This is a genomic window from Actinosynnema sp. NPDC023794 (genome assembly GCF_040639675.1).
GTDB classification, from domain to species: domain Bacteria; phylum Actinomycetota; class Actinomycetes; order Mycobacteriales; family Pseudonocardiaceae; genus Actinosynnema; species Actinosynnema luteola.
In genome coordinates this window covers 93,493-117,448 of record NZ_JBFAFR010000005.1, presented here as the reverse complement: position 1 = coordinate 117,448, position 23,956 = coordinate 93,493, and the positions used below count along the sequence as shown (strand labels likewise).

21 protein-coding genes and 1 pseudogene are annotated in these 23,956 nt (G+C 71.8%); 10 read left to right on the top strand and 12 right to left on the bottom strand.

Annotation, left to right across the window (positions count from 1 at the left end; all coding sequences use genetic code 11):
• Positions 1-68: 68 nt before the first annotated feature.
• The 4 genes from AB0H12_RS14195 (at position 69) to AB0H12_RS14180 (ending at position 4,565) form a co-directional block, all read left to right on the top strand.
• Positions 69-1,916: a Xaa-Pro dipeptidyl-peptidase gene (locus AB0H12_RS14195; RefSeq protein ID WP_499623327.1), complete on the top strand. Its 1,848-nt coding sequence runs from the start codon at positions 69-71 to the stop codon at positions 1,914-1,916.
• Between the two features lie 92 nt (positions 1,917-2,008).
• Positions 2,009-2,521, top strand: coding sequence for a M23 family metallopeptidase (locus tag AB0H12_RS14190; protein WP_499623326.1), 513 nt, complete (start codon positions 2,009-2,011; stop codon positions 2,519-2,521).
• 129 nt (positions 2,522-2,650) lie between these two features.
• Entirely contained in the window at positions 2,651-3,415 is a 765-nt protein-coding gene (locus AB0H12_RS14185; RefSeq protein ID WP_499623325.1) for a M23 family metallopeptidase, read from the top strand.
• Between the two features lie 115 nt (positions 3,416-3,530).
• Entirely contained in the window at positions 3,531-4,565 is a 1,035-nt protein-coding gene (locus tag AB0H12_RS14180; protein WP_499623324.1) for a DUF4192 domain-containing protein, read from the top strand.
• A 343-nt stretch (positions 4,566-4,908) separates the two neighbouring features.
• Here the strand turns inward: AB0H12_RS14180 and AB0H12_RS14175 are convergent, their stop codons facing one another.
• The 5 genes from AB0H12_RS14175 to AB0H12_RS14155 form a co-directional block, all read right to left on the bottom strand.
• Positions 4,909-5,376, bottom strand: coding sequence for an SAM-dependent methyltransferase (locus AB0H12_RS14175; RefSeq protein WP_499623323.1), 468 nt, complete (start codon positions 5,374-5,376; stop codon positions 4,909-4,911).
• Positions 5,377-5,664: 288 nt separating this feature from the next.
• A complete protein-coding gene (locus AB0H12_RS14170) occupies positions 5,665-7,716 on the bottom strand; it encodes a prolyl oligopeptidase family serine peptidase (RefSeq protein ID WP_499623322.1) in 2,052 nt (683 codons plus the stop codon).
• Positions 7,716-8,678, bottom strand: coding sequence for a UDP-glucose 4-epimerase GalE (galE, locus tag AB0H12_RS14165; RefSeq protein WP_499623321.1), 963 nt, complete (start codon positions 8,676-8,678; stop codon positions 7,716-7,718). Before galE ends, AB0H12_RS14170 begins: the two co-directional genes overlap by 1 nt.
• Positions 8,679-8,705: 27 nt before the next feature.
• Complete coding sequence (gene galK, locus AB0H12_RS14160) at positions 8,706-9,866, bottom strand: galactokinase (protein ID WP_499623320.1); 1,161 nt, start codon at positions 9,864-9,866, stop codon at positions 8,706-8,708.
• The gene (locus AB0H12_RS14155; RefSeq protein WP_499623319.1) at positions 9,863-10,555 is read right to left on the bottom strand and encodes an iron-dependent transcriptional repressor DtxR; all 693 of its coding nucleotides are present in this window, start codon (positions 10,553-10,555) and stop codon (positions 9,863-9,865) included. The genes galK and AB0H12_RS14155 overlap by 4 nt, the downstream gene beginning before the upstream one ends.
• Before the next feature lie 61 nt (positions 10,556-10,616).
• Between AB0H12_RS14155 and AB0H12_RS14150 the strand changes: the two genes are divergently transcribed.
• Entirely contained in the window at positions 10,617-11,465 is an 849-nt protein-coding gene (locus AB0H12_RS14150; protein WP_499623318.1) for a sulfurtransferase, read from the top strand.
• Between the two features lie 121 nt (positions 11,466-11,586).
• On the opposite strand, the gene AB0H12_RS14145 is transcribed toward AB0H12_RS14150, so the two are convergent.
• Complete coding sequence (locus tag AB0H12_RS14145; protein ID WP_499623317.1) at positions 11,587-12,204, bottom strand: DUF3558 family protein; 618 nt, start codon at positions 12,202-12,204, stop codon at positions 11,587-11,589.
• Between the two features lie 163 nt (positions 12,205-12,367).
• Here AB0H12_RS14145 and AB0H12_RS14140 point away from each other — a divergent pair, with 163 nt between their 5' ends.
• The 5 genes from AB0H12_RS14140 (at position 12,368) to AB0H12_RS14120 (ending at position 18,566) form a co-directional block, all read left to right on the top strand.
• Positions 12,368-13,543: an acetoin utilization protein AcuC gene (locus AB0H12_RS14140; RefSeq protein WP_499623315.1), complete on the top strand. Its 1,176-nt coding sequence runs from the start codon at positions 12,368-12,370 to the stop codon at positions 13,541-13,543.
• 5 nt (positions 13,544-13,548) lie between these two features.
• Complete coding sequence (locus AB0H12_RS14135) at positions 13,549-16,212, top strand: bifunctional acetate--CoA ligase family protein/GNAT family N-acetyltransferase (protein ID WP_499623313.1); 2,664 nt, start codon at positions 13,549-13,551, stop codon at positions 16,210-16,212.
• Between the two features lie 135 nt (positions 16,213-16,347).
• Complete coding sequence (locus tag AB0H12_RS14130) at positions 16,348-17,181, top strand: glutamate ABC transporter substrate-binding protein (RefSeq protein WP_499623311.1); 834 nt, start codon at positions 16,348-16,350, stop codon at positions 17,179-17,181.
• Positions 17,182-17,240: 59 nt separating this feature from the next.
• The gene (locus tag AB0H12_RS14125) at positions 17,241-18,014 is read left to right on the top strand and encodes a GntR family transcriptional regulator (protein WP_499623310.1); all 774 of its coding nucleotides are present in this window, start codon (positions 17,241-17,243) and stop codon (positions 18,012-18,014) included.
• Positions 18,015-18,239: 225 nt separating this feature from the next.
• Complete coding sequence (locus tag AB0H12_RS14120; protein WP_230566630.1) at positions 18,240-18,566, top strand: hypothetical protein; 327 nt, start codon at positions 18,240-18,242, stop codon at positions 18,564-18,566.
• Between the two features lie 249 nt (positions 18,567-18,815).
• Here AB0H12_RS14120 and AB0H12_RS14115 read toward each other — a convergent pair.
• The 6 genes and pseudogenes from AB0H12_RS14115 to AB0H12_RS14090 all read right to left on the bottom strand — a co-directional run.
• Positions 18,816-19,103: pseudogene (locus AB0H12_RS14115) on the bottom strand (hypothetical protein); the annotation flags it as partial.
• Positions 19,104-19,293: 190 nt separating this feature from the next.
• The gene (locus AB0H12_RS14110) at positions 19,294-19,845 is read right to left on the bottom strand and encodes a hypothetical protein (protein ID WP_499623308.1); all 552 of its coding nucleotides are present in this window, start codon (positions 19,843-19,845) and stop codon (positions 19,294-19,296) included.
• 97 nt (positions 19,846-19,942) lie between these two features.
• Positions 19,943-20,746, bottom strand: coding sequence for an ABC transporter permease (locus tag AB0H12_RS14105; protein WP_499623306.1), 804 nt, complete (start codon positions 20,744-20,746; stop codon positions 19,943-19,945).
• Positions 20,743-21,723 carry an ATP-binding cassette domain-containing protein gene (locus AB0H12_RS14100; RefSeq protein ID WP_499623305.1) on the bottom strand — a complete coding sequence of 327 codons (981 nt, stop codon included), beginning with the start codon at positions 21,721-21,723 and terminating at the stop codon, positions 20,743-20,745. The genes AB0H12_RS14105 and AB0H12_RS14100 overlap by 4 nt, the downstream gene beginning before the upstream one ends.
• Positions 21,724-21,826: 103 nt before the next feature.
• Positions 21,827-22,567 carry an HNH endonuclease gene (locus AB0H12_RS14095; RefSeq protein WP_230566625.1) on the bottom strand — a complete coding sequence of 247 codons (741 nt, stop codon included), beginning with the start codon at positions 22,565-22,567 and terminating at the stop codon, positions 21,827-21,829.
• A complete protein-coding gene (locus AB0H12_RS14090) occupies positions 22,564-23,898 on the bottom strand; it encodes an AAA family ATPase (RefSeq protein ID WP_499623303.1) in 1,335 nt (444 codons plus the stop codon). Before AB0H12_RS14090 ends, AB0H12_RS14095 begins: the two co-directional genes overlap by 4 nt.
• Between the last annotated feature and the right edge of the window lie 58 nt (positions 23,899-23,956).

Genomic DNA, 23,956 nt, shown 5'->3' with positions numbered 1-23,956 from the left:
TTGACAGGTCTTGGGGCGCGGGGGAGGGTCACCCGCAAGCCTGTCCTACACATGATGGGGGTTCGGTCGTGAAGGGTGCACGGAGAGCCGCGGTGCTCGCCGCCCTGGTGACGTTGCCGCTGGGGCTGACGCCCGCGGTGGCCGGCGCCGTCGCGGAAGGCCCGGTGTTCGTCGGTGGCGAGGCGCAACCCGTCTTCGACCCGAAGGACGTGGTCCGCGAGAGCGTGTGGGTGCGCGCGCCGGTCGACAGCGACCGCGACGGGCACGACGACGAGGTCTACACCGAGGTGGTGCGCCAGAAGGCCACCGACCGCGGGCTGAAGGTCCCGGTGGTGTTCTTCAACAGCCCGTACTTCTCCGGCGGCAACGACGTGGCCAACCACGACGTCGACGTGGAGCTGTACGTGCCGAACCGGCGCGGCGGGTACGACAAGCGGGACGGTTCGCTGCTCAAGGCGGAGGCGGACGAGCGGATCGCCGCCGCCGTCGGGCCCAACCCGGCCCCGATCCGGTCCGGCCGCTACGAGGACTACTTCGTCTCCCGCGGCTTCGCCATGGTCTACGCCGAGTCGCTCGGCACCGGCAAGTCGTCCGGCTGCCCCACCTCGGGCGGCCACAACGAGACGGTCGGCTCGAAGTCCGTGGTCGACTGGCTCAACGGCCGCGCCACCGCGCGTGACGCGGCGGGCGCGCCGGTCACGGCGGGCTGGACCACCGGCAAGGTCGCGATGATGGGCGTGTCCTACAACGGCACCCTGCCCAACGCGGTCGCCGCCACCGGTGTCGAGGGCCTCGAGGCCATCGTGCCCATCGCGGCCATCTCCAGCTGGTACGACTACTACCGGGCCGACGGCGCGGTGGTCGCGCCCGGCACGTTCCAGGGTGAGGACCTCGACGTGCTGGCGGAGTACGTCTACACGCGCGAGGACCGGGAGGTCTGCAAGCCGGTGATCGCCGACGTGGCGGCCCGCCAGGACCGCGTGACCGGCGACTACAGCGAGTTCTGGGACGAGCGCAACTACGTCAAGGACGCGTCGGAGGTGCGGGCCGCGGTCCTGGCCGTGCACGGGTTGAGCGACTGGAACGTCAAGGTCAAGCACGTCGCGCAGTGGTACGACGCGCTGCGGCGGCACGGCGTGGAGCACAAGATCTGGCTGCACCAGGCCGGGCACACCGACCCGGACACGCTGCGGTCGGTCGAGTGGCGGCGCACGATCAACCGCTGGTTCAGCCACTACCTGTACGGCGTCGACAACGGCATCGAGCGCGAGCCCAAGGCGACGATCCAGCGCGAGGACAAGACCACGTGGGTGGACGAGGCCGACTGGCCCGCTCCCGGCACGTCGACCGCCCGGCTGCACCCGTGGGCGGGCGGCACGGCCAAGGGCGCGCTGCGGCTCGCGTCCGTGCCCGGCAACGCGGTGGTGGAGACGTTGCGCGACGACTCGTCCAAGCTCGCCGAGGACCTGATCGACCTGCCCAGCTCCGGCAACCGGCTGTCGTACGCGACGGGGCCGACCGCCTCGCCGCTCCGGTTCTCCGGCGTGGCCCGGGTCGACCTGGCGATCTCGTTCGACCGGCCGGCGGCCAACGTGACCGCGTTGCTGGTGGACCGGGCGCCGGACGGCACGTCGCACGTGATCACGCGCGGGTGGACCGACCCGCAGAACCGGGTGTCGCCGTCGCGGACCAAGCCGATCGAGCCGGGCAAGCAGTACCGGGTCGAGGTCGAGCTGGAGCCGAACGACTACGTGGTCCCGTCTGGTCACCGCGTCGAGTTCGTGCTGATCTCTTCTGACCACGACTACACGCTGCGGCCGGATCCGGGCGCCGGGCTGTCGATCGACCTGACGTCGACGGTCGTGGAGCTCCCCGTGGTCGGGGGCCTCGCCGCGTTGCGCCGATCGGTTGGTTAGAAAGTAATTCACGAAGTGTCTACTTAGAAAGTCTTCCACTAACGGGTGCGGCTGTGGTCGGATCGGCGCCACAGTCGTCAAGGAGGTGGCAGATGAGCCGAACCCGGCGCGCTTGGGCCACGGCACTGGTGGCGCCGCTGGTCGGCCTCGTCCTCGCGCAGGGCGAGGCCGCCGCGGCGCCCGGGTTCCAGATGCCGTTCCCGTGCAACCAGGTCTGGTCGGGTCAGACCCGGACCGGTCACAGCCCGGCCAACGCGGTGGACTTCAACCGCGCCGACGACGTCGGCGATCCCGTGGTGGCGTCGGCGGCGGGCACGGTGACGCGGGTGGAGGACGAGGGCAGCACCAGCTACGGCCGGTGGATCGAGATCGGCCACGGCGGTGGGTGGCGCACCCGGTACGCGCACCTGTCCGTGCAGCGGGTGAGCGTCGGCCAGACCGTGTCGAGGGGGCAGCGCATCGGCGACGTCGGCACGACCGGCGGCTCGACCGGGCCGCACCTGCACTTCGAGCAGCGGCTCGACGGCGTGGCGCAGAAGATCGTGTTCAACGGCTCGCAGATCCTCTACTGGGGCACGCGCAACTACACCAGCCGCAACTGCTGAGTGGGCGATCAGTTGCTGCTCCGTTCGGTTGGTTAGGAACTAATTCACCAACTCAACACATGGTAAGTCTTCCACTTAGGCGGTCGGGCGTGGTCGGATGATCACCCTTAGTCGTCAAGGAGGTGGCAGATGAGCCGACGTGTGTTCGTCACGGCCTTGGTGGCGCCGCTGATCGGCCTCGTCCTCACGCAGGGCGAGGCCGCGGCGGCGCCGACCTTCCAGATGCCGTTCCCGTGCAACCAGGTGTGGGAAGGCCAGACCCGCACCAACCACAGCCCCGCGAACTCGGTCGACTTCAACCGGGCGAACGACGACGGCGACCCGGTCGTCGCGTCGGCGGCGGGCAGCGTCACGAGGGTCGCGAACGAGGGCAGCACGAGCTACGGGCGGTGGGTCGAGATCGACCACGGTGGTGGCTGGCGCACCCGGTACGCGCACCTGTCCGCGCAGAGCGTGTCCGTGGGGCAGTCCGTGCGGATCGGCCAGCGGGTCGGCAGCGTGGGCACGACCGGCGGGTCGACCGGGCCGCACCTGCACTACGAGCAGAGGCTCAACGGCGTCGACCAGAAGATCAAGTTCAACGGCACGCAGATCTACTACTGGGGCACGCGCAGCTACACCAGCCGCAACTCGTGCGGCACCAGCGGGGTGACCGGCACGGTCGGCACCGACAGCGGCGCGTCGGTGACCATCAGGTCCGGTCCCGGCACCCAGTACGCGGCCGTCGGCTCGGTCGCGAACGGCGCGACGGTGACGATCAGCTGCCAGACGCAGGGCGAGACCATCACCGGCAAGTACGGCACCACCAACCTGTGGGACAAGATCGGGGCGGGTTACATCTCCGATGCCTACGTGTACACAGGTTCGGACGGTCAGGTAGCACCGAGCTGCTGAGTTCCCGCAGGTCGCCGGGCCGCTCCCAGTTCGGTGGGAGCGGCCTCCCGCGAGTTGTCCACAGTTCGACGACCGCCGCCGGCCACCCGGGCCGACCTGGGCCAGGGTCGGACCCATGACGAAGCTGCTCCCCCCGACCCGCCTGCGCGACCCGGGCGACCTGATCGCCGCCGTGCCGCACCTGCTGGGCTTCCACCCGTCCGATTCGGTCGTCGTCCTGGTGGTGCGCGACCACGACGTGACCATGACGCTGCGCGCCGACCTGCCGCCGGCCGGCGTGCCGCGCCGCGTGGTCGACCGGCTCACCGCGCCGCTGGCCGGGTGCCGGGGCGACGACGCCGTGGTCGTCGTGATCGGCGGCGGTTCGGGCGACCCGCCCGAGGACCTGCCGCACGACGCGGTGGTGGACGAGCTGGACGACGCCCTCCACGCCGCCGACGTCCCGCTCCTGCTCGCCGTGTGGACGCGTGCGACGGCGAAGGGCGAGCGCTGGTTCGACTACCACGACGTGGGCACCTCGGGCACCGTTCCGGACCCGTCGAGCACGGCGTTCGCCGCGGCGTCGGCGGCGGAGGGCCACGTCACCTACGCCAGCCGTGAGGCGATGGGCGACGTCCTGACCCCGGACCCACCGGACGCCCTGTCCCGCCGATCGACCCTCCTCAACCGCCTGGCCGCCGACCACCCGCCACCGGACGACGAGACCGTGCCCCAGCGCGACCGCGAGCTGATCCACGCCGAGGTGCTGCGCGCGGCCACCCGCAAACGCCTGTTGACCGACGAAGCGGTGGCCGACCTCGCCCACGCCCTGTCGAACCCGCTGACGAGGGACGCGAGCCTGGCCTACTGCGTCGGCGAGCACGCCCGGAGCGCCGAGGCCCTGTGGACGGAGCTGACCAGGGCGAGCCCCGCCCCGGAACGGGCGGAACCGGCCACCCTCCTGGCCTTCTCGGCGTACATCAGGGGCAACGGCACCCTGGCCCTGCTCGCCCTGGACCGCGCCGGAGAAGCCAACCCCGACCACCGCCTGGCCGAACTGCTCCGCGCGGCCCTGAACGGAGGCCTTCCCCCGGCCCAGATCCGCCACCTGGCCGAACGGGTGGCCGCCACCGACTGGTCCACCCCACCCGCCAACCTCACCGAGCCCTGACCCCCGGCCCCACCTCACCTGTCACCGACGAACCCCCACGACCGGTTGCCGGGCGCGGTCACGGGCTCGTCGGCAGTGCCGGGAGGTGAACGCGATGACCTGACGCAGGCCCGCGTCGCGCGCGACCGGGCTGACGACGCCCCACGCCGGCCGGGCCGGCGTGCGGACCGTGCGGAGCGGGGTTCGGTCGGCCTGCCGACGCGCCGCGCCCGCACCGCTGCCGATCACACCCGAACTGCTGACCGAATCCCCTACTAGCCCGCCCGCACAGCCCGGTGACTCGGAGGAGAAGGAGGATCAAGAAGGCGAGCCGCAACCACGACACAGGAGAGCCGCGGGCCGTTCACGGCTGGAAGTACTCCGACATCAAGTGGCTGACCCAGGACGGCTGCACGACGTCCGCCGGGAGGAACTCCACCATCGTCGGCTTCAGGTCGATGACCGGGGTGCCGGAGATCGCGTCGAGGCCGACCACCGTCAGCTCACGGCCGCGCACGGACTCGATGGCGCAGCACGTCACCCCGATGCGGTTCGGCCTGCGCGGCCCGCGGCCCGCGAAGACACCGACGGGCGGGAGGTCCGGGCGGCCTCGGTACGGGCGGGGTTCGCGGAAGTCGTCGCTCTCCGGGAACTGGTCGAAGACGAAGAGGACCTCCACGTGGGAGAAGCCCTCCAGCCCTTGGAGGCACGCCTCGCCGAAGCGCTCGTCGACGGTGATCGTGCTGCGGACGGCACCCCAGTTGTCCGTGTGCTGGACGTCGGTCCGGTCGTTGCGGACCGTGCCGATCGGTGTGATCTCGAAGCTGTGCATGGAGGAGGTGCTCTCTTCGCCGGCGTTGTGCCTGGATGGGGATGACCGCGAGCGGTGCTGCGGCCTGGTGGGTGCCGGCGGGTTCGGCGCACCGCGTGGCCACGCCGCGCCACTGCTCCCGTGCCCCTGCGGACCCACCAGAGCCGTCCGCGGCCCCCGGGCCGCGAACCGCGCGCATCGCAGCCGTCCGCGCCACCGCGACGCGCCCGGCCTCGGCCGGTGACCTCACAGTCCCGGCTCCCCGGCCGGCGGTCGCGGGGCGCGGAGAACCGGGGACCTGTCCGCCGACTAGACGAGTTCCGGCCGTTCCCAAGGCTCGCCGAGCACGTGCTCAGCCAAGAACGCGAAGACCGTCTCGTACCAGACCTTGGCGTTGCCGGGCGTCAGGATCCAGTGGTTCTCGCTCGGGAAGTACAGGAACTTCGCCGGGACACCGTGCCGCACGAGGTCGAAGTACAGCCGTTGCCCCTCGCCGATCGGCACCCGGTAGTCCTTGTCGCCGTGGATCACCAGCATCGGCGTCTTGACGTCCGCCACCCGCAGGTGCGGCGAGTTCGCCCGCACGGAGTCCTCCTGCCGCAGCGGGTCGCCCATCTCGCGGATCCAGTAGTACGAGTCGTCGGTGGTCCCGGTGAACGCGTCCAGGTGCCACAACGACGCGTGCGTCACGATCGCCTTGAACCGGTCGGTCTGCGTGGCGATCCAGTTCGCCATGTACCCGCCGAACGACCCGCCCATGGCGGCCGTCCGCGAGTCGTCGACGTCGTCCCGCCGCACCGCCACGTCGGTGATCGCCATCAGGTCCGTGTACGGCTTGTCGCCCCACGAAGCCCACCCGGCGCGCACGAAGTCGTGCCCGTACCCGGTCGACAGCGCCGGGTCCGGCAGCAGCACCGCGTAGCCCCGCGCCGCCATCAACCACGGGTTCCAGCGCCAGCTCCACCCGCTCCAGCTCATCACCGGACCGCCGTGCACCCACAGCAGCAACGGCGCCGGCTGCGACGCCGACGCGCCGCGAGGCAGCACCAGCCACGCCCGCACGGTCCGGCCGTCCTCGACCACCGTCTCGACCTCGGTCAGCGTGCCCGGCACCGACTCCACCGCACCGGGCGCGGGCAGCGGCACGGCCACTTGGTCCACACCGGACGCGGACAGCCGCACGGGCTGCGGCGGGTGGTCCCACGCGCTGCGCAACGCGTACACCGACGCGCCGTCGGGGCTGACCCGCACATCGGTGTAGGCGCCGGACGCGGTCAGCTTCACCACCGAGCCGGACGCGAGGTCGAGCTTCCAGATCGGCTGGTGACCCCGGTGGCTGCTGATGAAGTACACCGCGTCACCGACCGGGCTCACCACCGGGTGGTCGGGCTCCTCGGCGAAGTCCGCCGCCAACTCCTCGACCGACCCCGACTCCAGGTCGATGCGCACCAGCGTGTTCGTCCACGGGCGGTCCGCGGTGGAGTCCAGCGCGCGCACCGCGATCACGCCCGACGAGTCCGGCAGGAACACCGGCTGCAGGAACGAGTGCCCGTCGAGGTCGGCCAGCACCCGGTCGACCGCGCCGTCGGTCGACGTCAGCCGCAGCCGCACCCGCTTGCCGTACGACGCGCTCACCGCGACGCCCTCGGTGCGCACGACCCACCGGCCGTCCGGGCTGATCGCGGGCGAGTCGTCCAGCCGCGCCGCGGCGTTGGGCGTCAGGTCCACCAGGTCCGACGACTGGTCGATCCGCTCGCGGTCCACCTCGACCGGCGACGTGGTCGCCAGCAGCCGGGGGAAACTCGGCCCGAGGTCGGAGTCCCAGTGCCGCACCGGGTACGACTCGTGCAGGATCGCGGTCACCCCGGCGTCCTCGCGCGCCTTGCGGTGCTCCTCGTCCTGCTCGCCGAAGTCCACGGTCGGGTGCGCGCCGGCCGTGAGCAGCACCGTGCCCGCCTCCCGCGCCACCGCGAACTCCGACACCCCGCCGGCCGGGCGGTACAGCTCGCGCGCCTCGCCGACGGGCGGCAGCAGCCACAGCGCCGCCTTGTCCTTCTTGTCGCGATCGGCCGGCTTGGCCTCCTGGTCGGGCCGCGCCGAGAGGAACAGCAGCGTGCCGTCCGGCGTGAACGCCGGCGCCGACTCGCCCTTCGCACCACGGGTCAACCGCCGCGCGGGGCGCTCACCGGCCGGATCGACCTCCCACAGCGCGCCCTGCCACGCCTTGCCGTCCGGCGAGAGCGTCGCCACCACGGTGACCAGCCGCGTGCCGTCCGGTGACAGCGCGAGCGAAGAGAGCCGCGGCATCTCCGTGAACGAGGTCAGGTCCCCGAACCCGGCCTCGGTGATACTGCCTGCCATCACGCCCCCTGTTGTGACCGGGTGAAGTCCCACGCGTCGCGCACGATGCCGGCCAGGTCCACCCGTTCGGGTTTCCAGCCCAGCTCGGTGCGGGCCTTCTCGCTGGAGGCCACGAGCACGGCCGGGTCACCCGCGCGGCGCGGCGCCACGTCGGCGGGGATCGGGTGGCCGGTCACCTCGCGGCAGGCGTCGACGACCTGCTTGACGGAGAAGCCCAACCCGTTGCCCAGGTTGTAGATGCGGTGCTCACCGGCCGTCGCGTGCTCCAACGCCCGCAGGTGCGCGTCGGCCAGGTCCACGACGTGGATGTAGTCGCGCACGCACGTGCCGTCCTCGGTGGGCCAGTCGTCGCCGTAGACCTGCACCCGCTCACGGCGGCCGGACGCGACCTGCAGCACGATCGGGATCAGGTGCGTCTCCACGCCGTGCCGCTCGCCGAACCGTCCGTACGCGCCCGCGACGTTGAAGTAGCGCAGCGACACGGCGGCCAGGCCGTGCGCGGCGGCGTAGGAGGTGATCGCGTGGTCGATCGCGAGCTTCGTCGCGCCGTAGGTGTTGGTGGGCCGGGTCGGCGCGGTCTCCGCGATCGGCACCTGCTCCGGCTCGCCGTAGGTCGCGGCGGTGGAGGAGAACACCAGCCGGGGCGTGCCGTGCTCGCGCATCGCGTCCAGCAGCCGCAGCGACGTCACCACGTTGCCCCGCCAGTACTTCGCCGGGTCCTGCATGGACTCGCCGACCAGCGACTTGGCCGCGAAGTGCAGCACACCGTCGAAACCCTCGGCGAGCAGGTCGCCGATCGCGTCGTCGATGCCCGCCTCGACCAGCCGCACGCCCTCCGGCGCCGCGTCCGCGTGCCCCGTGGACAGGTCGTCCAGCACCACCACCTCGTGCCCGGACTCCACCAGCCTGGCCGCGCAGACGCTGCCCACGTACCCGGCGCCGCCCGTGACGAGCAACTTCACCCTGCATCCCCGCTTTCGACCGGTCCGTCAGTGATCCCGGCCGGCGCCCGCCGAGGGCACGGCCGTGAAAGTCCTCGGTGTCGTCCAACCACGTCCGGCGAACGCGGCGAGCACCCGCCGCACCACCTCGTCGTGCCGCCCGACGGGCACCAGCGCGATCGCCGACCCGCCGAACCCGCCACCGGTCATCCGCGCGCCCAACGCGCCCGCCGCCTTCGCCGCGTCGACCGCGACGTCCAGCTCGGGCGCGGACACCCTGTAGTCGTCGCGCAACGACGCGTGGGAGCCGTCCAGCAACGGACCCAGCTCCGCCAACCGGCCCGTGCGCAGCAGCTCCACCGCCGCCAGCACCCGCTCGTTCTCGGTCACCACGTGGCGCGCCAGCGGGCGCAGCTCCTCGGGCAACCGGGCCAGCGCGCCGTCCAACCCGCTCACGTCCACGTCCCGCAGCGCGGGGACCCCCAGGATCGACGCGGCCCTCTCGCAGCCCGCGCGCCGCGCGCCGTAGCCGCCGTCGGTGTGCGAATGGCTCGCCCGCGTGTCGATCACCAGCACTTCCAGGCCGTGCTCGGCCGCGTCGAACGGCACCTGCTCGGCCTTGAACGACCGCACGTCCAAGAACAACACGTGCGCCTCGGCACAGCACAACGACGCGGTCTGGTCCAGCAGACCGGTGGGCGCGCCGACGAACTCGTTCTCCGCCCGCTGCACCCACCGCGCGATCCGCGGCAGGTCGTCGGCCGGACGCCCGTCCAGCCCGAGCAGCGCCAACGCCACCGCGCACTCCAACGCGTGCGACGACGACAGACCCGCGCCCGCCGGCACGTCACCCGCGATCACCAGGTTCGCGCCGGTGGTCAAGCCCTGCTCGCGCAGCACCCACGCCACACCCGCCGGGTACGCCGCCCAACCACCGACCGCGCCGGGCTCCAGGTCGGCGACCCGCACCGGCGCGGCCTGCTGCACCACACCGTCGTCACCCACCGTGGCCACGTGCAACTGTCCGTCGTCACGCGCCGACGCGGCCACCGCGGTCCGGTGGGGCAACGCGAACGGCAGCACGAAACCGTCGTTGTAGTCGGTGTGCTCCCCGATCAGGTTCACCCGGCCGGGCGCCGACCAGACACCGCTCGGCGCGTCGCCGTGCAGCCGGGTGAACGCGGCGATCGCGCGCCGCGCCGGGCTCACCGGGCCTGCACCAGGACCGCGTGCGCCACGGCCGGGTCCAACTCGGCGACCGTGCCGTTGCCGCGGACCTGGATGACCTTCGCGCCGCCGAGGGAGTCGACCTCGACCGTGCCGCCCGGCACGACGCCGGCGGCCTTCAGCTCGGCCATCAGGTCCTCGTCGAGCTGCACGTGCTCGGCGATCCGGCGCACCTCGACGCGACCGCCGCCGCGCCGGGCCACCTCGTCGATCCGCACCAGGTCGGCCTCGGCGGGCGGGGCGGGCTCGCCGTCGCCCAGCTTGTCCAGCCCGGGGATGGGGTTGCCGTAGGGCGAGGTGGTGGGGTTGCCGAGGAGCTTGACCAGCTTGCGCTCGACGGCCTCGCTCATCACGTGCTCCCAGCGGCACGCCTCGCTGTGCACGTGCTCCCACTCCAGGCCGATGATGTCGACCAGGAGGCGCTCGGCGAGCCGGTGCTTGCGCATGACCGCGATGGCCAGGTTGCGACCCTGCTCGGTCAGCTCGAGGTGGCGGTCGTCCGCCACGATGACGAGACCGTCGCGTTCCATCCGCCCGACCGTCTGGCTGACCGTCGGACCGCTCTGCGCCAGCCGCTCGGCGATCCGCGCGCGCAGAGGCACTACGCCCTCTTCTTCGAGCTCGTAGATCGTGCGGAGGTACATCTCGGTAGTGTCGATGAGCTCGTTCACACCCGCTCCCCTTCGTATGGCGTCAATGCTAGTCGGCCGGTCACGGGTGCAGGATGGTGCCGTGCATCCACTGATCAGCACCGAAGCCCTGGCCGCCGCGCTGGACGGGGCCGAACCACCGGTCGTGCTCGACGTCCGCTGGCGACTGGGCGGACCGCCGGGACGTCAAGACTACGAGGTCGGGCACGTTCCCGGCGCCGTCTACGTCGACCTCGACACCGAGCTGTCCTCGCCGCCCGGCGCCGGTGGCCGCCACCCGCTGCCGGACCCGGCGGCGCTCCAAACCGTGCTGCGCGCGGCCGGCGTCCGCGGACATCACCCGGTCGTGGCGTACGACGGTGGTGACGGGTCCGTCGCCGCACGCGCCTGGTGGCTGCTGCGGTGGGCCGGTCACCCGGAGGTGGCGGTCCTGGACGGCGGCTTCGCGGCGTGGACCGCCGAGGGCCGCCCCGTCGACGCGCGCACGCCGACGCCCGTTCCCGGCGACGTGGTCGTGACCCCCGGCGGCATGCCCGTGCTGGACGCCGACGAGGCCGCCGCGTTCACCGGGTCGGGCGTGCTGCTCGACGCCCGCGCCCCCGAGCGCTACCGGGGCGAGACCGAGCCGGTCGACCCGCGCGCCGGGCACATCCCGGGCGCGCTGAACGCGCCGACCTCGGGCCACACCTCCGCCGGCCGCTGGCTGCCCGCGGCGGCGCTGGCTGAGCGCTTCGAGGCCATCGGCGTCACGTCCGACCGCCCGGTCGCGGCCTACTGCGGGTCCGGCGTCACGGCATCGTCCGTGGTCCTGGCCCTGGAAGTGGCCGGCATCACCACACCGGACCACCCCGCCCCGCTCTACGCCGGCTCCTGGTCACAGTGGTCCTCGGACACCTCTCGCCCGGCCGCCACCGGCCCCCACCCCGCCTGACCGCGAGGTCGCGCCCTGATTCCCGGCGATCACGCTGTCGATCGCCGGGAATCAGGGCGCGAACGGTCGACTTCCCGGCGACCTCGCCCGCGACGCCGGAGGCGGCGCAACCCAACACAGATCAAGCGTTGGGGATCTTCTCGAAGCCCTTGGTGGCGAGCTTCAGCGCGATCTCGCACGGGTCGATCTCGTCGATCGGCGTCACGGTCGCCTGGAACGCGGGGGTGATCTCGTCCGGGTCGTCGGTCAGCATGACCAGCACCGTGCAGTCGCCGCCCTTCTCCTTCACCTCGTACGCGGTGTTGCCGCCGACCTCGATGGTCCGCGCCTCACCCTCGTACTCGGCGAACGTGACCATGAACAGCACGACCGAGAACGGGTCCTCCGTGCTCTGCACGCAGCCCTTCTCGCCGCCCTTCGACGCGCCGACGGCGGCGGCCACGTCCTCGGGCGTGAGGATGTCGCAGTCCTCGTAGCCCTCGGTCTTCTTCTTCGTCGTGATCTTCACGTCGCCGGACGGCTTGTCGGCCTCGGTGGTCTTCGGCGAGCCCGCCTTGCTGGACGTCTTGGGCGAGGACTCCTTGGTCGACGACGGCTTGCCGGAAGTGGTCTTCTCCCCGGTCGACCCGCCCGCGGCGGCGACCGGGCTGCCCGTGACCGTGGTGGCGCAGGCCGACAGCCCGAGCGTGAGCGCCAAGGCCAGCACGGCGGTCAGGGCGGGGACTCGTCGCAGGTGCATGTCTTCTCTGACCCCGTTCCGACGTGCGGGGTTCCATCCTCGATGGCCGCAATCCTGGCCCGCGTCGTCTCGGCAGACTCTAAGTCCACCCGGGAGGTCCGCACGCCCGGGTCGACCAACCTGTGATCACACCACCGCGCGCCCGGTGAGTTAGGTTGCCGACATGGGTACGGGAGCCGCCGTTGTCTGGGACGAGTCCTTCCTCGGCTACGACCTGGGCGGGGACCACCCGCTCAACCCCGTCCGGCTCGACCTGACCGTCCGGCTGGCGACCGCGCTCGGCGTGCTGGACGGCGTGGGGCTCGTCAAGCCGGACCCGGCGACGGACGACGAGATCGAACGCGTGCACGAGCCGTCCTACCTCAACGCCGTGCAGGCAGCGCCGATGGCCGGCTGGGACGTCGGCCACGGCCTCGGCACCGCGGACAACCCGGTGTTCGCCCGCATGCACGAGGCGTCCGCGCTGGTCGTGGGCGGTTCGCTGGCCGCCGCGCGGAGGATCGCCTCGGGCGAGGTGGACCGGGCGGTGAACATCGCGGGCGGGCTGCACCACGCCATGCGCGACCACGCGGCCGGGTTCTGCGTCTACAACGACTGCGCCGTGGCCATCTCGTGGCTGCTCGACAACGGCTTCGACCGGATCGCCTACATCGACACCGACGTGCACCACGGCGACGGCGTGCAGGCCGCTTTCTACGACGACCCGCGCGTGCTCACCGTCTCGATCCACCAGCACCCGATGAGCCTCTGGCCAGGCACGGGACGGCCCGCGGAGGTGGGCGGCGAGGGCGCGGAGGGCGCCAGCGTGAACCTGGCCCTGCCGCCCGGCACCGGCGACCAGGGCTGGCTGCGCGCGTTCGAGGCCACCGTCCCGTCGCTGCTCGCGGCGTTCAGGCCGCAGCTGCTGGTCACGCAGTGCGGCGTGGACACGCACCGCGAGGACCCGCTGGCCGACCTCGCGCTCACCGTCGACGGCCACCGCGCCGTCTACCGCCGCCTGCGCGAGCTGGCCGAGCAGACCGCGAACGGCCGCTGGCTGGCGCTGGGCGGCGGCGGGTACGAGCTGCTGCGCGTCGTGCCGCGCAGCTGGACGCACCTGCTGGCCACCGTGCTGGACCGGGACGTCGACCCGAACACCCCGCTGCCCGCCGACTGGGTCGCCCACGCCTCGACCCTGGCGCCGAACTGGCCGCTGCCGTCCTCCATGACCGACGGCTCCGACACCGCGTTCGAGCGGTGGGGCGGCGAGCTCGACACCCCGGTCGACCTGGCGGTCGTGGAGACGCGGCGCGCGGTGTTCCCGCTGCACGGCCTGGACCCCGACGACCCGAGGGACTGAGAGCCGTGGACCCGTTCGACTACCCGAGGCACTGGGAGGCCGACGTCGTGCTCAGCGACGGCGGCACGGTCCACCTGCGCCCGATCACGCCCGACGACGCGGAGAAGCTGCTCGCGTTCCACGGCAGGCTGTCCGAGCGGACCCGCTACTACCGCTACTTCGGCCCCTACCCGCGCATGCCCAAGCGCGACCTCGAACGCTTCAGCACCGTCGACCACGCCGACCGGGTCGCGTTCACCGCGCTGCTCGGCGACGACATCGTGGCCGTCGGCCGCTACGACCGGCTCGGCGGCACCGGCAGCGCCGAGGTCGCGTTCGTGGTCGAGGACGCCCACCAGGGCCGCGGCCTCGGCTCGATCCTGCTCGAACACCTCGCCGCCGCCGCGCGGGAACGCGGGCTGAGCCGGTTCACCGCCGAGGTGCTGGCGGAGAACGGCCAGATGGTGCGGATCTTCCGGGACGCGGGCTACGGAGTGAGCCGCGCGTTCGAGGAGGGCGTGGTGCACCTGGAGTTCGACATCGACCCGACCGAGGAGTCGGTGGAGGTGGCCCGCGCCCGCGAGCAGGCCGCCGAGGCGCGCAGCGTGCACAACCTGCTGCACCCGAAGTCGATCGCGGTGATCGGCGCGTCCACCGACCAGACCAAGATCGGTCACGCGGTGCTGACCCACCTGCTCGCCGCCGACTTCGCCGGACCGGTCTACCCGGTGAACGCCGAGCACCGGTCCGTGCGCGGGGTGCGCGCCTACCCGTCGGTGCTGGAGATCCCCGACGACGTGGACCTCGCCGTCGTCGCGGTCCCTGCCGCGGGCGTGGACGAGGTGATGGACGCCTGCCTGGCCAAGGGCGTGAAAGCGCTGGTCGTGGTCACGTCCGGGTTCGGCGAGACCGGGCCGGGCGGGTTGAGCGCCGAACGCAGGCTCGCCGCCGAGGCCCGCGCGCACGGCATGCGGGTGGTCGGCCCGAACGCGCTGGGCGTGCTGAACACCGACGCGGGCGTGCGCCTCAACGCGACCCTGGCGCCGGAGCTGCCCGCCCGCGGTCGCACCGGCTTCTTCTGCCAGTCCGGCGCGCTGGGCACCGCGATCCTGGCCACCGCCGCCGATCGCGGCCTGGGCCTGTCCACGTTCGTCTCCGCGGGCAACCGCTCGGACGTCTCCGGCAACGACCTGCTCCAGTACTGGGAGACCGACCCGGCCACCGACGTGGTGCTGCTGTACCTGGAGTCGTTCGGCAACCCGCGCAAGTTCGCCCGGCTGGCCCGCCGGCTCGGCCGCACCAAGCCGATCGTCGCGGTGAAGTCGGGCCGGCACGCGGTGACTCCCGCGTTGGCGGCGACCTCGGTGCCGGTGGACGAGTCGAGCGTGCAGGCGTTGTTCGAGCAGGCCGGCGTGATCCGGGTGGAGTCGCTGGCGCAGCTGTTCGACACCGCGTTGCTGCTGGCGCACCAGCCGCTGCCCGCCGGGCCGCGCGTCGCCGTGGTCGGCAACTCGACCGCGATCGGTCTGCTGGCCGCGGACACCGCGCTGGCACAGGGTCTGGAGCTGGCCGGCGAGCCGGTGGACGTCGGGGCGCAGGCCGGGCCGGAGGCGTTCGCCGAGGCGGTGCGGGAGGCGTTGGCGAACCCGGACGCGGACGCGCTGGTGGTGGTGTTCGTGCCGCCGCTGGCGGTGCCCGGCACGACGTTCGCCCGCGCGTTGCGCGAGGTCGTGGAGCAGGGCGGGCACGCCAAGCCGATCGCGTCGACGTTCCTGGCAGTGGAGGGCGTGCCGGCCGAGTTGGCGGTGCCCGGTCCCGGTGGCGCGCCCGGACGGGGTTCCGTGCCGTCGTATCCCAGTCCGGAACGCGCTGTGCTGGCGTTGGCACGTGTGACGCGGTACGCGCGGTGGCGGTCCGCGCCGCAGGGCACGTTCGTCCGGCCCGAGGGCATCGACCCCGACGCCGCGCAGGCCATCGTGGCGTCGCGGGCGCTCGACGGTGAACTGCCGCTCGACGACGACACGACCGTGCGGCTGCTCGCGTGCTACGGGGTGCGGGTCGTGCCGTTCCGGGTGGTGACGTCGGCGGACGAGGCGGTGCGGACGGCGGGGGAGTTGGGCTACCCGGTGGCGATGAAGTCCACCGACGACCGGCTGCGGCACCGCACCGACCTGGTCGGCGTGCGGCTCGACCTGTCCGGCGAGGAGGCCGTGCGCACGGCGTACGGGATGCTGGCCGGGATGTCCGAGCGGCCGGAGGTGTACGTGCAGCGCATGGCGCCCAAGGGGATCTCGTGCGTGTTGGGCCTGCAGGACGACCCGTCCTTCGGCACGCTGGTGTCGTTCGGGCTGTCGGGACTGGTCAGCGACCTGCTGGGGGACCGGGCCTACCGCGCGGTGCCGCTGACCGACGCGGACGCGGCGGCGCTGGTGCGCGCGCCCAAGGCCGCGCCGCTGCTGGCGGGGTACCGGGGCGACGAGCCGGCGGACCTGGTCGCGTTGCAGGACCTGGTGCTGCGGCTCGCCGCGCTCGCCGAGGACCTGCCCGAGGTGCGGGAGCTGTCGTTGGAGCCCGTGCTGGCCAGTTCGGCCGGCGCCTACGTGAGCAGCGCCCGGGTGACGCTGGGCCCGCCGCCGTCGCGGCATGACACCGGTCCCAGGCGGCTGCGCTCGCCCGGCGGCGCGCGTTAGCACGGTCACGGTCTCGATACCCAACCGTCACCCTTGACCGATCAGGTGTCCCCTATCTTCTTCTTGGCTATGGACCAAGTCCCTTGGGGCGCTTAGGTTTCCGGCAACCCGAGGAACCTCCCGAAAAGGGGAAGAATGGCTCTGGCACCGTTGCGCGCCCTGCTGGTGGCGTGTTCCGCCGCGCTTGTCCTCGCGTCGTGCTCCACCGGTGACGACACGACCGTCGCCGGCAAGGCGGACAGCTCCGACAAGCTGACCATCGCCGTGGCGTACGACCAACCGGGGCTCGGTGTGCGCCGTTTGGACGGCACCTACCGCGGCTTCGACATCGACGTGGCCCGTTATGTGGCGAAAGAGCTGGGGGTCGAGGAATCCGGCATCACGTTCACCGAGGCGACGCCCTCGGAACGCGAGAAGCTGCTCACCGAGGGCGCCGCGGACCTCGTCGTGTCCAGTTACTCGATCACCGACAAGCGCAAGGAGGTCATCGACTTCGTCGGACCGTACTTCGTGGCGGGGCAGGACCTGCTGGTCCGGTTGACCGATGAGCGGATCACCGGACCGGAATCGCTCAACTCCGGCAACCTGAAGCTGTGCTCGGTGGCCAACACCACGTCGGCGCAGTACGTGAAAGACCGGTTCGCGCAGTCCGTGCAACTCGAGGAATACCCCAATTTCAGCGACTGCGTCACGGCGCTGCTGGCCGAGCAGGTGGACGCCATGACGACCGACGACGTGATCCTCGCCGGGTACGCCGCGCAGAACCCCGAGCTGCTGCGCGTGGTCAACCAGCCGTTCAGCAAGGAGGAGTACGGCATCGGCCTGCGCCGAGGTGATCCGACCAGCAAGGCGAAGGTGACCGCGGCCGTTCGGAAGATGATCGACTCCGGCGAGTGGCGCAAGTCGTTGGAGACCAACGTGGGTGCTTCCGGTTACGCCATCCCGGACCCGCCGACGCTCGTCCCGTGATCTGCGACCCACCCCGTCAGCGGTCTGACCGGCCCGGATCGCACCGTAGGCTCGGCTGTGTGCATGCCTCGCATTACGTGCCCCAGTACCGCGCGGACGGGCCGGTCCGCGCCGGCATCCCCGAACACGGCCGCATCCCCCGCTACTACGCGGTGAAGACCGAACTGCTGTGGCTCGTCGACGCCCTCGGCGAGGGCACGGCGCTGCCGTCGGAGCGGGAGCTGGCCGAGCGGTTCTCGGTGTCGCGGGTGACGCTGCGCCAAGCCGTCGGGGAACTGGTGCTCGAGGGCAAGCTGCAACGACGGCAGGGCAGCGGCACCTACGTCGCGCCGCCCAAGCTGGTGCAGCCGTTGTCGCTGCTCAGCTACACCGAGGGCATGCGGCGGCAGGGCGTCGACGCGACGCGCAGCGTGATCACCGTCGAGCACCTGCCCGCGGACGAGGTGCTGGCGCGGGACCTGCGGATCGGGCGTGGCGACGAGGTGGTCCACCTGGAACGCGTGCTGCTGGCCGACGGCGAGCGGGTCGGCCTGGAGTCGACCTACCTGTCCGCGGCGCGGTTCCCGACGCTGCTGGAGGTGCTGGACCCGACCACGTCGCTGTACGCGTGCCTCAGCGACCGGTTGGGCGTGGTGTTCGCCGAGGCCGAGGAACGGGTGGAGACGGTCCTGGCGACGCCGCGCGAGGCGTTGCTCATCGGCACGAACCCGGCACTGCCGATGCTGCTGCTGCACCGCGTGTCCCACGACGACGTCGGCGAGCCGATCGAGCGGGTCCGCTCGCTCTTCCGGGGCGACCGGTTCAGCTTCGTGGCGCGGTTGCGGGCGGAGTGAAGGTCACGTGGCGGTAACCGTGCCGCCGGCGGCACGTCGGTCCACTTAGGACATAACAGTGGAATCGCGGGCCTTCGGCGCGGGCAGGCGCGCAACGTTAGCGAATCTTTCCCGGAAACCGCCCGTTGGCAGCAAGTTCTGCGTACCCCGGCGGGGGTACCGTTGTTGCCCTGGTACGTGAGTCCTCCTCACCCGCACGGTAGCGGGGGAAGCGGGGGTGGCGCCGTGACGTTCAAAGAGGAGTTCCTGACGGAGCTCGAGGACTGCCTGCGCGGGTACGGCGCGGTGCCGGTGATCAACCCGGACGCGCTGGCCCGGTTCATCGACTACGTCCGCCGACTGCCGGACGACGATTCGCGGCTGCGTTGCCTCGAAGGCGTCGACCAGGGTTCCGGCTCGTTCTGGAACAACCCGGCGGTGTGGTGGGAGCAGGTGCCCAGGTTCGGCATCGGGTCGTCGGACTGCTCCGAGCTGCTCGACCGGATGCTGGACGAGGCGATCAGCGACGAGATCGACGTGCTGGAGATGGAGATCCGGGAACTGCCCGGCTGAGACCGGGCAGTTCCCGGATGACGACGTGAAACACCCGTTGTGCACCTGGGTCGCCAGACGCACAACGGGGAGTCTTCACTCGTCGGCGGTCACACGGACAGCAAGCGGTCGAAGAACGTGCGGTAGCGCTTGAGGGCCTGCCGCAGTTCCTCGGTCTGCACCTCGTCGCCCCGGTGCCACTGCTCCTCCAAGGCGTGCTTGTGCTCGTTGAACGTGGTGGCCAGGGTCTGCATCACCTGGGCGACCAGTTCATCCGCCCGCTGCACGGCCTCGCGCGGGTCGTCGACGAAGTCGGCTTGCAGCGCCCGCCACTCGGCCTGGTAGTCGGCCGCGTCGTCCGCGGTGAACAGCGGGGCGTCGCCTGCCGTCGTGTCGACCGCGGACAGCTCGACCGGCTCCTCGCTCCAGGCGGACTGCTGGTCGGTGTCGGGATCGACGCGCTCGCCCGCCTCGGCGTGCGCGGCCTCGGCGTGCGTTGCCGAACCCTGCGTTGCCGAGCCGTACGTGGCCGAGTCGTGCGCCGGCGAGTCGTGCGCCGGCGAGTCGTGCGCCGGCGAGTCGTGCGCCGGCGAGTCGTGCGCGGGCTGCTCGTCCTGCGGCGTAGCTTCCCGGTCGTAGCGCTCCTGGTCGGTCAGGTTCGGCTCCGCGACATCGCGGTCGGCCGGGGTCTGCTCGACCGGCGAGCGCTCGGCGAAGTCCTCGGTGGTGAGGTGCTGACGTTGGTCGGTCATGACCGTGCCCCTTCCCGGTGGTCGCCCAGCAGGTCCTCGAACACGGTGCGGTAGTGGACCATCGCGGTGCGCAGGTCCTCGGTCGTCGCCTCGCCGCGCGCCTGGCGCTCGGTGATCGCGTGCGCGTGCCGGTAGTGGTCGAGGGTGCGGGAGTGCTCGACGGACAACAGCTTCTCGCGGCGCTCGTACCCCTCAGTGGGATAGCCGCGTTCGGCCATCAGGTCGGTGACCAGGCGGTCCGCCTGGCCGACGGCCTCGGTCGGCTCGTCGACGAACCGCTCCTGGACCTGGGTCCAGTTGCGGGTGTAGTTGTCTCGCGTCGCCGAGTCCAACGTGCGCAGCTCGAGCTTCGAGTGCTCCCGTTCCCGCTCGGCGAGCTCGCGCTCCGCCGCCATGCGGCTGCCGTTGTGCTCCAACGCGCGCTCGTACTCCGGGCCGAACTTCGAACGCAACCTCTTGCGCTGCATGAGGAACTTCAGCAGCACCGCGATCGCGGCCAGTACGACCAGCACGACGACGATCACGCCGATGGTGGTACCGGTGGACATCTGCGCCTCCTCGGGCTCTCTTGTCCACCGGCTACCCGTCGTGCGGTCGATCTGAAACCTGTTCGGCTCTTGACAAACTCGCGACCGGCCGCTTGGCCTAGCGGGACACCGCCTTGCGGTACTGCCGGATCGCCAGCGGCACGAAGATCAGCAGGAACACGACCACCCAGATCAACGTCATCAGCACCGGGTGCTGCAACGGCCACGCCTTCGGCTCGGACGCCATCGGATTGGTGTTGCCGAACAGTTCGCGGGCCGCGGCCGTGACCGCCGACACCGGGTTCCACTCGGCGAACGTCTTCAGCGGTCCGGGCAGGTTGTTCTCCTGCACGAACGTGTTCGCGACGAACGTCAGCGGGAAGATGGCGATGAACGAGGCGTTGTTGAACACCTCGGGGCTGCGCACCATGAGCCCGACGATCGCCATGCCCCACGACACCCCGTAGGCGAACAGCAGCAGCAGGGCGAACCCGGCCAGCGCCTCCAGCGGCGACGAGTGGATCCGCCAGCCGACGATCAGCCCGGTCACCGACATCACCAGGATGACGATGACGTTGTTCACCAGGTCGCTGGTGGTCCGCCCGATCAGCACCGCCGACCGCGCCATGGGCAGCGACCGGAACCGGTCGATCACGCCCTTCTGGATGTCCTCGGCCAGCCCGGCGCCGGTGATGGTCGCGCCGAACACCACGGTCTGCGCGAAGATCCCGGCCATCAGGAACTCGCGGTAGTCCATGCCCGGGATGGCGATCGAGCCGCCGAACACGTACGCGAACAACAGCACGAACATGATCGGCGACAACGTCGAGAACACGATCAGGTCCGGGACCCGCTTGATCTTGATGAGGTTGCGCTTGGCGACCACCGCTCCGTCGCCCAACGCCTGTGTGAACGCGCTCATCCCGCCTGTTCCCCCTGCTTCTCGTCGGTGTCGGTCCCGCCCGCCGCGTGCCCGGTCAGCGTGAGGAACACGTCGTCCAGCGTCGGCCTGCGCAGACCGATGTCGAGCACCTTGACCGACTCGGCGTCCAGCCTGCGGACACCGTCGACCAGCACGTCGGCGCCGCCCGACACCGGCACGGTCAGCCGGTGCCCGCGGTCGTCCACGGTGATCTCCGAGATCGCCAACGGCGTCAGCGCCGCCTTCGCCGTCTGCGCGTCCCCGGCCGAGCCGACGGTCAGCTCCAGCCGTTCGCCGCCCACCTGCGCCTTCAGCTCGTCCGCGGTGCCCAGCGCGATGACCCGGCCGTGGTCGATGACCGCGATCTCGTCCGCGAGCCGGTCGGCCTCCTCCAGGTACTGCGTGGTGAGCAGCAGCGTGGTGCCGCCCGCCACGAGCTCCGCGATGACGTCCCACATGCCGAGCCGGCTGCGCGGGTCGAGGCCCGTGGTCGGCTCGTCGAGGAACAGCACCCTCGGCTTGGCCACCAGCGCGCCCGCCAGGTCGAGCCGGCGGCGCATGCCGCCCGAGTAGCCCTTCACGGGCCGGTCGGCGGCGTCCACCAGGTCGAACCGCTCCAGCAGCTCGCGCGCCCGTTCCCGGCTGGGCCGCTTGCCCAGGTGGTAGAGGCGGCCGACCATGTCGAGGTTCTCGAACCCGGTCAGGTTCTCGTCGACGGCCGCGTACTGGCCGGACAGCCCGATCCGGCGGCGCAGCTCCTTGGCGTCGGCGACGACGTCGAGGCCGGTGACCGTCGCCGTGCCCTCGTCGTGCTCCAGCAGCGTGGTGAGCACCCGCACCGTCGTCGTCTTGCCCGCGCCGTTGGGCCCGAGCAGGCCCATGACGGTCCCTTCCGGCACCACGAGGTCGAGGCCGTCGAGGGCGACCACCGACCCGTAGCGCTTGACCAGTCCTTCGGCCACGATTGCGTCTGCCATGCGGGCCATGATGGACCCGGGGTCCGACAATTTCAGGTTGATTTCGCGGACGGCGCTCGGAACACATGTCCGAAGTGAGCTCTGTGGACGGTGCAGGATCCGGTCACGCGAGCAGCTGCGCGCGCAGTTCGTCGTCCCGGAGCACGGCCAGAGCCCACGGCGTGTCCTCGAACACCCGCTCCGCGCCGGGTGAGAGCGCCAGCCGCAGCATCGCCTGGCACACGTCGGCGAACGGCTGCCCCTGGACGGTCAGCACGGCCTCGCGCATCTCGGCCGCCGTGCCCAGCGCCCGACCGGCCGTCCAGCGCGACAGGCACATCAGCACCACCCGCCTCGCGTGCACCCGGCCCTGCGTCAGGACCGGTCGGTTGAGCCCGCAAACATCTATGGTGGCCGCGCCTTTCTCCGTGCGCGCCACGTACACGCCCAGTGACAGCGTGAGCAGCAAGTGGTCGAACGGGTCCTCCGTCGTGGGGTCGACCAGCAGCGGCGTGCCGTCGTCCGCCACCGGGAACCGGTCCCGCTTGAGGTTGCTGTTGCACGTCGAGCAGGCCAGCAGGTGGTTGAGCCAGTCGAACGTGCGCAGCGGGTTGAGCGACAGCGGCTCGAAGTGGTCGATGTCCGTGCCCTGGCTGTCACCGCAGTACATGCACCGCTGGTAGCCCGGCGCCATGCCCTCCAACAGCCGCCGCAACGGCGCGTGCACGTTCCGACGCACCACAGCGCGCTTCCACAGCGCGCGTGCCGTGCGGGTGGGGTGCGCGGCGTCCCCGATCTCCGCGGTCAGGTCGGGCAGCCGGTCGGCCAGCTCGGCGGGCAGCGCGGGCCGGACGAGCCGGATCACGTGCCGTCGCGTTCCAGCCGCGCGGACACCTCGCGCGTGCGCGCCACGGGCGAGCTGGTCAGCAGCGCCCGCAGCACCTCGTAACGGCGCACCGCGTCGGCGTCGGCCGTGCCGCCGATCACCGCCACCTCCAGCTCCACCAGCTCGGCGCGCAGCTCCTGCGCGCGTTCGGAGTAGGGCGTGTCGAGGCCGAACAGCTCCGAGAGCACGGCGTCGTCGCCGCTGCCGTAGACGATCCGCTCGTAGAGGTCCTGGTCGACCACCCGCGGCGGTTCCTGCTGGTCCGGTCCGGGCAGCCGGATCAGCCCGCCGGGGTCGGCGGCCTGGCACAGGTACGGGCTGTGCGTGGTGACGATGAACTGGATGTTCGGGAAGTGCTCCTTGAGCCAGCCGCCGATCCGCTTCTGCCAGGACACGTGCAGGTGCGCGTCCACCTCGTCGATGATCACCACGCCGGGCGCGGTCAGGGCCAGGCCGTGGGCGGTGGGCGCGGTCTTCAGGTCGCCGTACGACTCGTGGATCTGCTTGATCAGGTCCACCACGAGCGCGGCGACGGTGCGGTAGCCGTCGCTCATCTCCCGCAGCGGGAACCGGTGCCCGCCGCTGACCACCCACAGGCCGTCGGAGTCGACGCCCTCGATCCGGTAGTCGTCGGGCAGCAGGCCGTCCGACAGCACGCCGAGCGCGACCGTCTTCAGCTCCTCCGCGCCCGGCCTGCGCTCCAGCGACCTCAGGTGCTGCTCGATCAGCCAGCCGACGCCCTCGGCCAGCGACGCGTCCTCGTGGAAGAGGCTCGCCAGCCGCGACACCGGACCGTGGCTCAGCATCAGCCGCTGCGCCTCGCCCGCGCCGCCGACGAGCCGCCGGAACGGGCCGTAGGCCGCGCAGAACCACCCGGTCGGATTGTCCTGCCAGGGTCCGCGCGGGGCGGCGGTCTTGCTGCCCTCGAGCTTCTCCTTCAGCGACGGCTGCAGGCCGCGGTGCGTCGGCCGGCTCTCCTCGTCCGGCATCGTCCAGCCGAGGCCGGCCCACAGCCTGCCCTCCGGCGGGCGGCCCTTGCCGAACCGCTCCACCCGCCGGTCGTGGGTGAACTGGACCTGGACGACGCCCTCCCGCTGGCCCGCGGTGACCCAGTTCTCGAAGTCGGGCACCAGGTTGCGCGCCACCGCCGGACCGCTCACGGCCAGCGCGATCGCCCTGAGCAGCGAGGTCTTGCCCGACCCGTTGCGGCCCGCGATCACCGTCCAGCCGGGCGCGGTGAGCTTGAGATCCACTTCGCGGGCGCCGTGGAACCCCTTGACGTTCCGCAGCCGGACCTGCGAGATGTACATGTGGCCAGACTTTAGTCCGCGCTGATCACTCGTCCAGATCGCCGGGCACGTCCTGCGG